Origin of the sequence: Antarcticimicrobium luteum, assembly GCF_004358185.1 — a bacterium.
Classification (GTDB): Bacteria; Pseudomonadota; Alphaproteobacteria; order Rhodobacterales; family Rhodobacteraceae; genus Antarcticimicrobium; species Antarcticimicrobium luteum.
On record NZ_SMUV01000043.1, the window covers coordinates 1 to 12,265 of the forward strand.

General features: G+C 68.1%; 13 protein-coding genes and 1 pseudogene. 2 read left to right on the forward strand and 12 right to left on the reverse strand.

Translation table 11 applies throughout. The features are described from left to right. The 8 genes and pseudogenes from E1832_RS02460 to ruvC all read right to left on the reverse strand — a co-directional run. Positions 1 to 681: pseudogene (locus E1832_RS02460) on the reverse strand (energy transducer TonB); the annotation flags it as partial. A gap of 6 nt (positions 682 to 687) precedes the next feature. Then, positions 688 to 1,161, reverse strand: a complete 474-nt coding sequence (gene tolR, locus E1832_RS02465; RefSeq protein ID WP_133358158.1) for a protein TolR — start codon at positions 1,159 to 1,161, stop codon at positions 688 to 690. Between the two features lie 4 nt (positions 1,162 to 1,165). Continuing rightward, positions 1,166 to 1,861 (reverse strand): protein TolQ, encoded by a 696-nt coding sequence (gene tolQ / locus E1832_RS02470; RefSeq protein WP_133358159.1) that lies wholly within the window; start codon positions 1,859 to 1,861, stop codon positions 1,166 to 1,168. Between the two features lie 102 nt (positions 1,862 to 1,963). Next, a complete protein-coding gene (gene ybgC, locus E1832_RS02475) occupies positions 1,964 to 2,353 on the reverse strand; it encodes a tol-pal system-associated acyl-CoA thioesterase (protein ID WP_133358160.1) in 390 nt (129 codons plus the stop codon). Next, positions 2,350 to 2,973 carry a hypothetical protein gene (locus E1832_RS02480; protein WP_133358161.1) on the reverse strand — a complete coding sequence of 208 codons (624 nt, stop codon included), beginning with the start codon at positions 2,971 to 2,973 and terminating at the stop codon, positions 2,350 to 2,352. Before E1832_RS02480 ends, ybgC begins: the two co-directional genes overlap by 4 nt. Positions 2,974 to 3,246: 273 nt before the next feature. Further along, positions 3,247 to 4,275, reverse strand: a complete 1,029-nt coding sequence (ruvB, locus tag E1832_RS02485) for a Holliday junction branch migration DNA helicase RuvB (RefSeq protein ID WP_133358162.1) — start codon at positions 4,273 to 4,275, stop codon at positions 3,247 to 3,249. A 38-nt stretch (positions 4,276 to 4,313) separates the two neighbouring features. After that, the gene (gene ruvA / locus E1832_RS02490; protein ID WP_133358163.1) at positions 4,314 to 5,000 is read right to left on the reverse strand and encodes a Holliday junction branch migration protein RuvA; all 687 of its coding nucleotides are present in this window, start codon (positions 4,998 to 5,000) and stop codon (positions 4,314 to 4,316) included. Next, positions 4,997 to 5,500 carry a crossover junction endodeoxyribonuclease RuvC gene (ruvC, locus tag E1832_RS02495; RefSeq protein WP_133358164.1) on the reverse strand — a complete coding sequence of 168 codons (504 nt, stop codon included), beginning with the start codon at positions 5,498 to 5,500 and terminating at the stop codon, positions 4,997 to 4,999. Before ruvC ends, ruvA begins: the two co-directional genes overlap by 4 nt. A gap of 344 nt (positions 5,501 to 5,844) precedes the next feature. Between ruvC and E1832_RS02500 the strand changes: the two genes are divergently transcribed. Continuing rightward, entirely contained in the window at positions 5,845 to 6,063 is a 219-nt protein-coding gene (locus E1832_RS02500; RefSeq protein ID WP_133358165.1) for a DUF1127 domain-containing protein, read from the forward strand. Between the two features lie 110 nt (positions 6,064 to 6,173). Here E1832_RS02500 and E1832_RS02505 read toward each other — a convergent pair whose 3' ends face one another. The 3 genes from E1832_RS02505 to E1832_RS02515 form a co-directional block, all read right to left on the reverse strand. Then, positions 6,174 to 6,518, reverse strand: coding sequence for a hypothetical protein (locus E1832_RS02505; protein ID WP_133358166.1), 345 nt, complete (start codon positions 6,516 to 6,518; stop codon positions 6,174 to 6,176). A 107-nt stretch (positions 6,519 to 6,625) separates the two neighbouring features. Then, entirely contained in the window at positions 6,626 to 7,498 is an 873-nt protein-coding gene (locus E1832_RS02510) for a 50S ribosomal protein L11 methyltransferase (protein WP_133358167.1), read from the reverse strand. A gap of 65 nt (positions 7,499 to 7,563) precedes the next feature. Next, positions 7,564 to 8,796 (reverse strand): MFS transporter, encoded by a 1,233-nt coding sequence (locus tag E1832_RS02515; RefSeq protein WP_133358168.1) that lies wholly within the window; start codon positions 8,794 to 8,796, stop codon positions 7,564 to 7,566. Between the two features lie 132 nt (positions 8,797 to 8,928). Between E1832_RS02515 and E1832_RS02520 the strand changes: the two genes are divergently transcribed. Next, the gene (locus E1832_RS02520) at positions 8,929 to 9,990 is read left to right on the forward strand and encodes a YeeE/YedE family protein (RefSeq protein WP_133358169.1); all 1,062 of its coding nucleotides are present in this window, start codon (positions 8,929 to 8,931) and stop codon (positions 9,988 to 9,990) included. Between the two features lie 69 nt (positions 9,991 to 10,059). On the opposite strand, the gene E1832_RS02525 is transcribed toward E1832_RS02520, so the two are convergent. Beyond that, positions 10,060 to 12,240, reverse strand: coding sequence for a primosomal protein N' (locus E1832_RS02525; RefSeq protein ID WP_206020985.1), 2,181 nt, complete (start codon positions 12,238 to 12,240; stop codon positions 10,060 to 10,062). Between the last annotated feature and the right edge of the window lie 25 nt (positions 12,241 to 12,265).

Genomic DNA, 12,265 nt, shown 5'->3' on the forward strand with positions numbered 1-12,265 from the left:
GGCAGGCCGGGCCGGGGCCGCGGGCCGGTCCGGGCGCGCGGCGGGACGCGGCGAGCGGGTCGGCGCCAGCACCGCGGTCTGCTCGGCCTCGGTCACGATCTCTTCGGCGGCCTCTTCCGGCGCGGTGGCCTGCTGCGCCTCGCGGGCGGTATCTGCCTCGGCGTCGGGGCTCACCTGTTCGCGCTCCACCGGGTCGGGCCGGGCGTCGGGCGGCGGCGGCGCAACCGGCTCGGGCGCGATGCGTTCGGCGGGGCGCTGCGGCGGCGCGGGCACCAGAGCGGTTGTCTCGGGCGCGGACGGGGTCGGCACAGGCTCTGGCTGCGCCTCGGGCGTGGGCGGCACCGGCGCGGGCAGGGGTTCCGGCAGCCTTTCCGGCAGGGGTTCGGCGACAGGTTCCGCCGCCGGCTCCGGCTGGGTGCGGGCGGGCGGGCTGTCGGGCTGCGCCGCGGCCTGGGGTTCCGGCGCCGGCTCCGGCGGTTCCGGTTCGGGCAATGCCGCGACCGCCTCGGGCGTTTCGGGCGCCGCGCTGCGCCCGCTCATCCGGTCGAACTCCTCGGCGCTGATCACGGTCACGTCCTGCACCGCGAAGGGCAGCGGATCAGAGCGGAAGGCACCGCCCAGGAACGCCCAGCCGAGCAGAAGCCCATGCGCCAGGGCCGAGATTTTGGTGCCGGTCTGCACGCCGCCTCACCCGGCATCGTCCAGAGTGGGCCCGCCGCTGTCGGTCACCAGCCCCACATTGGAAAATCCGCCTGCGTTCAGCGCGCCCATCACCTGCATCACCAGCTCATAGGGGATCGCGCCGTCGGCGCGCAGGAACACCCGGTCGCTGTCGCGTTCGGCGGCGATGGCGCGCAGCTTGCTCACCAGCTGATCGCGCGGCACCTCGGTGGTCTGGATCTCGATCCGGCCCTCGGCGGTGATGGTGACGGTCAGCGGTTCTTCCTCATCGCCCGGCAGCGCCCCGGCGGCGGTCTTGGGCAGCTCCACCGGCACCCCCACCGTCATCAGCGGGGCCGCCACCATGAAGATGATCAGCAGCACCAGCATGACATCGACAAAGGGCGTGACGTTGATCTCGGCCATCGGCCGGGCGCGGCGGCGTCCACGCCCGCGCCGGCGCGGCCCGCCCTGATCCTGGCTTTGAACCGCTGCCCCCATGACGTCAGGAATCCAGCTGGCGGCTGAGGATGGTGGCGAACTCGTCGGCAAAGGCCTCGTAGCCTGCGAGGATCCGGTCGCTGTCCGCGCTCAGCTTGTTGTAGAAGATCACCGCCGGGATCGCCGCCAGCAGACCGAGGCCGGTGGCCAGCAGTGCCTCGGCGATGCCGGGCGCCACCACGGCAAGGTTGGTGTTCTGCTGCTCGGCGATGCCGATAAAGGCGTGCATGATGCCCCAGACCGTGCCGAACAGCCCGACAAAGGGCGCGGTGGAGCCCACCGTCGCCAGCACCGGCAGCCCCTTTTGCATCGCCTCGGCCTCTTTGGCGATGGCCACGTCCATGCTGCGGTCGATCCGCGCCTGCGCCCCGGCGATCAGCCCCCCGTCGTTGCGGTGCGAGCGGCGCCATTCGACCATACCGGCGGCGAATATCTTTTGCGCGCTGCCGCTGGGGCTCGGGCCGATCTCTTCGAACAGCCCGTCCAGCGGCTCGCCCGACCAGAAGGCCCGGTCGAACGCCGTCGCCTGGGCCCGCGCCGCGCGATAGACGATGTGTTTCTGAATGATGATCGCCCAGGCCCAGACCGAGGAGAGGATCAGGAGTCCCATCACCAGTTTCACGATCGGGGTGGCCCGCGCGAACAATGCCCACAGGGAGAAATCCATCTCCTGCGCCAGCGCCAGAGTTTGTGCGTCCATGTGCCTGCTCTTTGCCTGACGGCCGCGTTGTTGTTTCGGCCTTGTTGCCGCGAATCTAGCGCAGTTTCGCGGTAAATACCATTCCCCGCTCGATGACCGGGGCTAGCCTTTCATCAATGCGCGAATCTCCGCTGGCAACCGCACCGGCCGTCCGGCCGCGTTCATGCACACGGCGGTGACCGCGGCGGTAAAGATCGGCGTATCGCCCCGCCGGACCACCTGATCCATGGTCAGCCGCACGCCGGACAGCTCGCGCAGCGTGGTCTCGACCATCAGTTCGTCCTCGAATTTCGCGGTCGCCAGATAGTCCGCCTCGATCCTGCGAACCACCCAGACGATGCCGGCGTCGCGCATGGCGTTCTGGTCGTTGCCGAGCTGGCGCACCCAGTCGCTGCGCGCCCGCTCGATATAGCGCAGGTAATTGGCGTGATAGACGATCCCGCCCATGTCGGTGTCTTCGTAATAGACGCGAACCGGGAATTTATGGGTCATTGAGCAGCCTCCATCCGGGCGTAAAGCCGCAGCGCATGCGAGGGGTCGCGCGCCACCGGCGGCAGAACCGGGTCATAGGCGGCGCGGATCAGCCCGGCGATCCCGGGCCGCAGGATGGTCTGCCCGCCCGCCAGCGCCAGTGGCGAGCTGTCGCGAAAGGCGCGCTCGGACCACAGCAGGAACGTCTGGACCACCTGGCTCAGCGCCAGCGCCTCGGCCGGCACCTCACGCATCTCGCCGGTCATCCGCAAAAACACAAAGGCCGCCTTGATCGCGCCGCCCCCATCAAACCGGAAGGCGCGGTATTGGCTGGCATCCGCCGCCGTCAGCCTTTCGACCAGCGGACCCAGATCGGGGATCAACCGGTCCATCCCCGGCACCTGCCGCAACTCGGTCCAGTCGCGCAGAAAGAACACCATGCAATTGCTGCCCAGTTCCGGGTCGGTTTCGGCCAGCTTGTGGCCCGACAGCGCCGCCACCGCCTCGAAGGCGCCCTTGACCACGGAAAGCGTCTCGTCCTCGACGCCGAACACCACCGGCGCGATCGGCCGGCCCCAGCGGGCGAACAGAAATTCGCCGCCTTCGCGGTTGAACAGCGCCTCGATCTGCTCAGGTGTCACGCGGGGTCTCCCATGCTTCTGGTCGCCCCAGCCATAAAACCCCGCCGCCGTCGCTGCAACCGGGGCGCGACGTCGCGCCGGCGACACAGGCCGCGCTGCCTGTTTTCCGAGCCGACTCGCATTCAGCGCAAAAGACCGCCCCGCCAGCCCCGCGCCGAACCCAGTGCCAAACCCCGCGTCACCCCACCAGAGCGTTTCCGGGACGCCTGCCGCTCCGGGGCTCCGCCGGTTCGGCGCGGAAAACAGTCCATTGGACTGTCTTCCGGGCGCGCCTCACCCGAAAAGATCGCTCTGGGGTCTCGGCATCGGCAGGCCCAGATGCGCCCAGGCCCGCTGCGCCAGCATCCGGCCCCTCGGCGTGCGCTGGATCAGCCCCTGTTGCAGCAGATAGGGTTCGATCACCTCTTCCAGCGCGTCGCGGCTTTCCGACAGCGCGGCCGACAGCGTCTCGATCCCCACCGGGCCGCCGGAATAATGCTCGGCGATCAGCCGCAGATAACGCCGGTCGGCGCCGTCCAGACCCAGCCGGTCGACCCCCAGCCGGGTCAGCGCGTTGTCCGCCAGTTCCTGCGTGATCGTGCCGTCGCCCTCGACCACCGCGAAATCGACCACCCGGCGCAGCAGGCGGCCCGCGATTCTGGGCGTTCCCCGGGCGCGGCGGGCGATTTCCCGTGCGCCCTCGGCGGCGGCGGGCGCGCCCAGCTTGCGGGCATTGCGGCTGACAATCTCGAAAAGCTCGTCCTCGGTATAGAACTGCAACCGCGTGGGGATGCCGAAGCGATCGCGCAACGGTGTCGTCAGCAGGCCCATCCGGGTGGTGGCGCCGACCAGCGTGAAGGGCTGCAGCTCGATCCGCACGGTGCGCGCCGCCGGCCCCTCGCCGATCACCAGGTCCAGCTCGAAATCCTCAAGCGCGGGATAAAGCACCTCTTCCACTGCCGGGTTCAAACGATGAATCTCGTCGATGAAAAGAACGTCCCGCGCCTCCAGATTGGTCAGGATGGCCGCCAGATCGCCCGCCTTGGCCAGCACCGGACCCGAGGTCATGCGGAAATTCACCCCCAGTTCGCGCGCCATGATCTGCGCCAGCGTCGTCTTGCCCAGCCCTGGGGGACCGTGAAACAGCGTGTGATCCATCGCCTCGCCGCGCTGACGGGCGGACTGGATGAAGATCCGCAGATTGGCCCGCGCCTCGGCCTGGCCGATGAACGCATCGAGCGTCTGGGGACGCAGCGCGCGGTCGTCGCCGCTGCTGTCCTCGGGCAGCGGATCGGGGCGCAGGGTGGGATCGGGATCGCTCATCGCGCCTCTCTGCGGTCAGGTTTCGGCATCTGGACCCCCTACCCCTTCGGCGCCAGCAGCTTCAGCGCGGCGCGGATCAGGGTGGCCTCGCCCGCCTCGGGGTTCTCGCCGGCGGCTTCCGCCACGGCGGCGGCGGCCTCCGAGGGGCCATAGCCGAGATTGGAGAGTGCCGAAAGCGCATCGGCCTGGGCGCTGGCAGCGCTCGCGCGGGGTTTGGCTGCGGGTTTCCGGTGCGTCGCCCCGCCCGGTTCGATCACCTCGACCACGGGCGCGGGCGCGGGTCCCTCCATCGCCTCGGTGATGGAGCCGCCCAGCGCCATCACCCCAGGCGCCTTGTCCTTGAGGTCCAGCACGATCCGCTGCGCCGTCTTGGGGCCGACCCCCTTGGCCACCTTGACCGCGGCCCAGTCGCCCAGCGCGATGGCGCGGCCGACACCCTCGGGGCCCAGCGCGCCGAGAATGGCCAACGACACCTTTGCGCCGACGCCCTGCACGCTCATCAGCAGCCGGTGCCATTCCTTTTCCACCAGCGAGGGGAACCCGAACAGCTGCATCAGATCCTCGCGGACCACCAGATCGGTATAGAGCGAGACCGCCTCGCCCACCCCCGGCAACGCCGCCAGCGTCCGGTCCGAGCAATAGACCAGATAGCCCACCCCACCGACGTCGATCAGGATATGATCCTCGGCCCGATAGCCGATCCGCCCGGTCAGCCGCCCGATCATGCCCGCACCTCGCGCAGGCGCATGCCGCCTTCGGTGCCGCCGTAATAAGCGTGACAGATGGCGATCGCCAGCGCGTCGGCGGCGTCCGGCCCGGCCGGATCGCAGCCCGGCAATTGCAGCCTGACCATATGCAGCACCTGTTCCTTGGCCGCGTGGCCGACACCCACCACGGTCTTTTTCACCCGGTTGGGGGCGTATTCGCCCACCGGCAACCCGCCCTGCGCCAGCGTCAGCAGCGCCACGCCGCGCGCCTGGCCCAGTTTCAGCGTCGCCACCCCATCCTTGTTGACAAAGGTCTGTTCGATGGCGGCCTCGTCAGGGGCGAACTCAGCGATCACATCGGCGATCTGACGGCTCAGCGACAACAGCCGCAACGCCAGCGGGTCGGCCGCCTGCGACTTGCACAGCCCGTTGGCGACGTGGCTGAGTCGTCCGCTGCGCGATTCGATCACGCCCCAGCCAAGGGTTCTCAACCCCGGATCAATGCCCAGAATCCGCATATACCGCCCGGCCCCGACCGGAAATTGTTGCTTTTTTGATGCAGTAGCACGAAAGGCGAACACGGTCCAAGCAATTCGGGCAGGGCAGCCGCTCACAACAAAAACGACATGACCCTTTTCCAAAACCGACACAGCCTCTGAAAGCGACAAATTCATAGCCTGATTACGACAGCTTTCGGGGCCGGAACTCACAATTATTTCAGGTTTTTTTCAGTCACCCGGACCCATGCACAAACCGCATAGGAAACATGCATTTTGCACATCTTGTGCGCAAATATTGCTCAGACTACCTGCGGATCAGAAACGAACACAGCGCAACCCAGCACCATCAAGGAACACGAACAATGGCTGCATTTGATACCCCCCGCACCGTCTCGGACTCGGCCATCCTGTTTGGCCGCATCGGCGCCGCAATCTGCACCGTCATCGGCGCCATCGCCGACTGGAACGACGCCCGCATCACCCGCAATGCCCTGTCGGCGCTCAGCGACCGCGAGCTTGAGGACATCGGCCTGAGCCGCGGCGAGATCGACCTGATCGCACAGCACAAGGCCTCTTTCTGAGACCCGCTCCACCTCTCCCTCGGAGCCGACTCAAAACGCCGCGAGGGCTCTTGCCCCGCGGCGTTTCTTTTTTCCCGATCCGGTGATGTCGCACCGGGGCCACGACCCCGTCAGGGCAGGATATTCCTGATCTGCGCGGCCAGTCCCCGACTCAGCGGGTCGGCCTGCATCACCCAGGCGCCGGCGGCCTCGGCGGCGTTGCCGGCGCTCAGCCGCGTCACCCGGTCCTCATAGGTCGCGCTGCCGACCGTGGCGAGCAGCAGTGCCTTGAACACGAACAGGCCGACCGCGCACAGCAGCAGAATCCGCAGCGTCAGATGCCGACGTCGCCGCGCCGGCGCCGTGACCAGCAGCCCATCGGGACGCATCACCGTGACCGCGCCGTGCGACAAGGCCCAATGTTTTTTCGCCAAACGGTCCACACGTCGGCCGAAATCCAGATCTTGATGGGCCACGACAGCCTCCGAACGCTCTGGCCCCCACCAGATGACAGGGCAAAGTTTCGGCCGAAATGTGGCAAAAATGGGGCAGATGCCTCGAATACCCCTAAAAGCCGCCGTATTTACGCCTTTTTCCGCAAGAGCAGCGTGGTCCAGTCACCAATCTTTTCGCTTTCGACAAGATTGACGCCGGAACGTGCATAAACCTCGATCACGTCCCCGGCCTGTTCGTTGAGAATCCCCGACAGGATCGCATAGCCCTCCGGGCGCAGATGCGCTGCCAGGTCCGGGGCCAGCGCCACCAGCGGCCCTTTGAGGATATTGGCAAAGATCAGATCATAGGGCGCCAGCGCCGCCGGTTCGGGATGGGCGAAACCCGCCGCCTCGACACAGCGCACGCGGCCGGCCATGGCGTTGGCGCGCAGATTGGCTTCGGCCACGTCCACCGCCACCTGGTCGATGTCGCTGGCGATGATGGCACCGTCCCAGACCCGCGCCGCCGCCATCGCCAGAACCGCCGTGCCGCAGCCGATATCGGCGACCTTTTCACCCACGAACCCCTGCTCTATCAGCCGGTCCAGCGCCCGCAGGCAGCCCAGCGTGGTGCCGTGATGTCCGGTGCCGAATGCCATCGCCGCCTCGATCAGCAGCGGGATGCGGTCCGCCGGCACCTTGTCGGCGTCATGGCTGCCATAGACAAAGAACCGCCCCGCCTCGACCGGCGCCAGTTCGCGGCGCACATGGGCGACCCAATCGGTCTCTGGCAGTTCGGAGATGACGAAATCCCTTGCCCCGAAAGCCGCCGCCAGCAACGCCAGCGCGGCGGTATCGGGGGTTTCGGTGAAATAGCCGCCAACCTCCCACAGGCCCGAGCCGTCCTCGACCTCGAACACCCCGACGCCGGTCGGCGTGGGCTCCAGCCGCTCCATCGCCTCGCCCAGCGCCTCGGCCTGGGCTTTTCCGGTCAGCGTGGTCAGCGCGGTGAATGTGGGCATTTGGCATCTCCTGCAAAGCTGCGCTCGGCCCTAGGGCCCCGGCGCGGCAAGGTCAAGCGTGCCGCCTATTCCGCCGGCGCCGGCACAAAGCGGGCCAGCACGGTCTCGTTGCCCGGCTCCGGGTGGCGCGGGATCAGCATCGCCAGGCAAAGCGAGGTCATCGCCATGCCGGCGGCCAGTCCGAATACCGCGCCCGGCGAGATCAGCCAGAGATAGCCCAGCAGCGCGGGCAGCACCACCGCGGCGATATGGTTGATGGTAAAGGCCACCGCGGCAGTCGGCGCGATGTCGGCCGGATCGGCGATCTTCTGGAAATAGGTCTTCAGCGCCAGCGCCAGCGCAAAGAACATGTGATCCAGCACATAGAGCGTTGCGGCCAGCACCACGCCCCAGCCGAAATAATAGATGCCGCCATAGGCCAGGAACACCGCCACCAGCCCGGTGTATTCGAACACCAGCGCGCGGCGTTCGCCAAAGGCGCCCACGGCCCGGCCCACCAGCGGCGCAAAGACCATGTTGGCCACCAGGTTGATCAGAAACAGGGCGGTGACCTCATGCACGTCAAAGCCGAATTTCTCGACCATCATGAAGCCGGCGAAAACGGTAAAGATCTGCCGCCGGGCTCCGGCCATGAACTGCAGCGCGTAATAAAGCCAGTAGCGGCGGCGCAGCACCATCTTCTTGGTCTGTACGGTTTCCGCCTGAAACTGGGGATACAGGAAAAAGGCCAGCGCGGCGACCAGCGCGGTAAAGCCGCCGGCCAGCCCGTAGACGATGTTATAGGTCAGCCCCAGCGGCTCCCACAGCAGCACGATCAGCCCGTAAGAGACCAGCGTCGCCGCCGAACCCGCCGCCAGCAGCCAGCCCAGCATGCGCGGCGCGCGGTCCTTGGGCAGCCATTGCAGCTGCAGAGACTGGTTTACCGTCTCGTAATAATGAAACCCGATCGAGCTGAGCATGGTGATCACCAGGATGCCGCCCAGCGAGGGGAATTGCGCGGTCAGCGCGGTCGCCACCCCCAGCAGGATCAGCGCCACCAGCCCCAGCACCTGCTCGCGCATCAGCATCAGCACCGCGATCACCCCGATCGCAAGGAAACCCGGGATCTCGCGCACCGTGTGCAGCCAGCCGATGTCGCTGCCGTCGAACTGCGCAACCTCGATGACGAAGTTATTGAGCAGCGCCGACCAGGTGGCGAAGGCCACCGGCATGGCCACGGCCATCAGGAACAAAAGCGCCACGGGGCGGCGCCAGACCGGCAGATGACCGGCCTCGGACAGAGGAACGATACGGCTCATGCGGCTGGCTCTTACGCCGGTTTTCCGGGATTGGCGAGATGCAAAACCGGATTGCACATCTGATCTGCATCAATGCGTGACAGGCACCGCGCGACTATACATTTACCCTGACGTGAACGGGAGAATGTGCCGATGGATCTGGTGGCAGTCGTTGAACGGATTGGCGAGGCGCCGACAGCGGCGCTGTTCGGCCTGATCACCGGCGTTGTCTTCGGCATCGCCGCCCAGCGCTCGCGGTTCTGCCTGCGCGCGGCGACGGTGGAATTCGCCCGCGGCGCGATGGGTGACAAGGTGTCGGTCTGGCTGCTGACCTTTTCGACCGCCGTGGTCTGGGTGCAGGGGGCGCAGCTTCTGGGCCTGATGGACAGCGCCGATGCGCGCATGATGGCGGTGCCCGGCAGCTGGTCGGGCGCCATCATCGGCGGGCTGATGTTCGGCGCCGGCATGGTGCTGGCGCGCGGCTGCTCCGGGCGTCTGCTGGTGCTGGCGGCCACCGGTAACCTGCGCTCGGTCGTCTCCGGGCTGATCTTCGCCGTGGTGGCGCAGATGAGCCTCGTCGGCCTGCTGGCGCCGCTGCGCGACCGGCTCGCCGCGCTCTGGACCACCTCGGGCGGGCGCAACATGAACCTGCTGACCACGCTGGGGCTGCCGGAATACGGCGGGCTGGTGATCGGTGTGCTGATCGCGCTGCTGGCGCTGGTGCTGTCGCGTCGCAACCGGATCGGCGCACAGCGGCTGGTGTTCGCCTCCGGCGTCGGCTTCTCCGTCGCGCTCGGCTGGGTGCTGACCTATTCGCTGGCGCAGATCGCCTTCGAGCCCACCCAGATCGAAAGCGCCACCTTCACCGGCCCGTCGGCGCATACTCTGATGTTCTTCCTCGAACGCAACGCGGTGCTGGAATTCGACGTCGGCCTGGTGCCCGGCGTCTTTATCGGCGCGATGATCGCCGCGAGCCTCGCCGGCGAGATGCGGTTCCAGGCCTTTGACGGCCCCGTCACCATGCGCAAGGCGATGATCGGCGCGGCGCTGATGGGCTTTGGCGGCATGTTGGCCGGCGGCTGCGCCATCGGCGCCGGGGTCACCGGCGGCTCGATCTTCGCCGGCACCGCCTGGGCAGCGCTGTTCTTCATGTGGGTGGGGGCGATGATCACCGATTTCATGGTCGACCAGACCGGCAGAACGGTGGCCGCCTGAGGCCGCGCCGGTCAACGCCCCCGCTCTTTTCAGGCCAGACGTATTCCCGCCGGAGGCTCATGCCCGCGCCTAAAGAAAACTTTGCGGGTCGATATCCACGCTCAGCCGCAGATCGCCCTTCAGCCGCACCGGCGCCAGCCAGCGGGCCAGCGCCGATTGCAACGGCGCGCCCTTGGCCGCCTTGACCAGCAGCCGCACCCGGTGACGGCCACGGATCCGCGCGATCGGCGCCGGCGCCGGGCCGAAGACCTGCGCGCCGATCTCGCGCAACGCGCCGTCGTTGCGCGCCAGCGCGGTGCCCAGATCGAAGACCGGCCCGGCCTCGGGGCCCGACAGGATGATCCCCGCCATACGGCCATAGGGCGGCACACCGGCCGCCTGCCGCTCTGCCGCCTCGGCGCGCCAGAACCCCTCCTCGTCGCCGGCCAGAATCGCCCGGATCACCGGATGCTCGGGCTGGAACGTCTGCAACAGCGCCAGCCCCGGCTTGTCCGCCCGCCCGGCGCGCCCGGCCACCTGCCGCATCAGCTGAAAGGTCCGCTCCGCCGCGCGCAAATCCGATCCCTGCAACCCCAGATCGGCGTCGATCACCCCCACCAGCGTCAGCTTGGGGAAGTTATGCCCCTTGGCCACCAGCTGGGTGCCGATGATGATATCTGCCCCGCCCGAGGCGATCTCGACGATCTTTTCCTTCAGCGCCCTCGCGCTGCCGAACAGGTCCGAGCTCAGCACCGCGATCCGCGCCTCGGGGAACAGCGCGGCGGTCTCCTCGGCCAGCCGCTCGATCCCCGGCCCCACAGGGGCCAGCTTGCCCTCCGCGCCGCAGGACGGGCAGGCCTCCGGCATCGGCCTGGTCTCGCCGCATTGGTGGCAGACCAGACGCTTGAGGAACCTGTGCTCGACCATCCGCGCGTCGCAATGATCGCAGGCGATCTGATGGCCGCAGGCCCGGCAGATCGTCACCGGCGCATAGCCGCGCCGGTTTAGGAACAGCAGCGCCTGTTCGCCCCTCTCCATCCGCGCCTGAACCGCGCCGCGCAGGGTGGGCGAGATCCAGGTGCCCGGCTGCAGCTTTTCGGCGCGCATGTCGATCGCCCGCATCTCGGGCAGCACCGCATCGCCGAACCGCGCGGTCAGGTCCAGCCGGTCGTATTTGCCGGCCTCGGCATTGGCCCAGCTCTCCAGCGACGGCGTGGCGCTGGCCAGCACCACCCGGGCGCCCGCCATCGCCGCGCGCAGAACCGCCATGTCGCGGGCATTGTACAGCACCCCGTCCTCTTGTTTGTACGAGGTGTCGTGCTCCTCATCGACGATGATCAGCCCCAGATCGCGGAACGGCAGGAAGAGGGCCGACCGCGCGCCGACGACAAGCTGCGCGCCGCCCTGCCCGACCATGCGCCAGATCCGCCGCCGCTCGGTCATCGTCGCGCCCGAATGCCACTCGGCGGCCTTGGCGCCGAACCGCGCCTCGAGGCGGGTCAGAAACTCCGCCGTCAGCGCGATCTCGGGCAACAGCACCAGCGCCTGCCGCCCCATGCGAAGGCATTCCGCCACCGCCTCAAGGTAAACCTCGGTCTTGCCCGAGCCGGTGACGCCCTTCAGGAGGGTGGTGCCATACGCGCCGCTTCGCAGATGGGCGCGCAGAACATCCGCCGCCGCCGCCTGATCCCCGGTCAGCGGTTTGCCGGGCAACTCGGGGTCCATTGCCGGAAACGGCAGATCGCGCGGGCTGTCCTCTTCGCGCACCGCGCCCAGCTTGACCAGCCCCTTGACGACCGAGGGGGTGACGCCGGCCATCTCGGCCAGTTCCCTCAGGGTGAAGGCCAGCCCGCCATATTCCTCCAGCACCTCCAGCACCCGGCGGCGGGCCTCGGTCAGCCGCTCCGGCGTGCCGGTGCCGCGGCGATAGATCCTGCGCATCGAGGGCGGATCGCCCAGCCCCGGCGCCCGCATCGCCAGCCGCAGCATCGCCGGCATCGGCGTCAGCGTATAATCGGCCGCCTTGGTGAGAAAGGCGCGCATCTCCTCGCGCATCGGGGCGACGTCCAGCACCCGGATCACCGACCGGATCTTCGAGCGGTCGAAATCCCCCAGCCCCGGCCCCCAGATCACGCCCGGCACCTTGCGCGGCCCCAGCGGCACCTCGACGAAATCGCCCAGGCCGCAGCCGCCCTCGGGCGCGCGGTAATCCAGCGTGCGATCCAGCGGCTGGGTCGTCTGCACCGCCACCAGATCGCCCTCGTCGAACATCGAGGGTTCGCCGTGATCCCGCCTG

What these genes read in the sequence shown, in the direction of transcription:
- tolR (WP_133358158.1), bottom strand. Translation starts at nt 1,161, where the DNA reads ATGGGGGCAGCGGTTCAAAGCCAGGATCAGGGCGGGCCGCGCCGGCGC.
- tolQ (WP_133358159.1), bottom strand. Translation starts at nt 1,861, where the DNA reads ATGGACGCACAAACTCTGGCGCTGGCGCAGGAGATGGATTTCTCCCTG.
- ybgC (WP_133358160.1), bottom strand. Translation starts at nt 2,353, where the DNA reads ATGACCCATAAATTCCCGGTTCGCGTCTATTACGAAGACACCGACATG.
- ruvB (WP_133358162.1), bottom strand. Translation starts at nt 4,275, where the DNA reads ATGAGCGATCCCGATCCCACCCTGCGCCCCGATCCGCTGCCCGAGGAC.
- ruvA (WP_133358163.1), bottom strand. Translation starts at nt 5,000, where the DNA reads ATGATCGGGCGGCTGACCGGGCGGATCGGCTATCGGGCCGAGGATCAT.
- ruvC (WP_133358164.1), bottom strand. Translation starts at nt 5,500, where the DNA reads ATGCGGATTCTGGGCATTGATCCGGGGTTGAGAACCCTTGGCTGGGGC.
- E1832_RS02500 (WP_133358165.1), top strand. Translation starts at nt 5,845, where the DNA reads ATGGCTGCATTTGATACCCCCCGCACCGTCTCGGACTCGGCCATCCTG.
- E1832_RS02510 (WP_133358167.1), bottom strand. Translation starts at nt 7,498, where the DNA reads ATGCCCACATTCACCGCGCTGACCACGCTGACCGGAAAAGCCCAGGCC.
- E1832_RS02515 (WP_133358168.1), bottom strand. Translation starts at nt 8,796, where the DNA reads ATGAGCCGTATCGTTCCTCTGTCCGAGGCCGGTCATCTGCCGGTCTGG.
- E1832_RS02520 (WP_133358169.1), top strand. Translation starts at nt 8,929, where the DNA reads ATGGATCTGGTGGCAGTCGTTGAACGGATTGGCGAGGCGCCGACAGCG.
- E1832_RS02525 (WP_206020985.1), bottom strand. Translation starts at nt 12,240, where the DNA reads ATGTTCGACGAGGGCGATCTGGTGGCGGTGCAGACGACCCAGCCGCTG.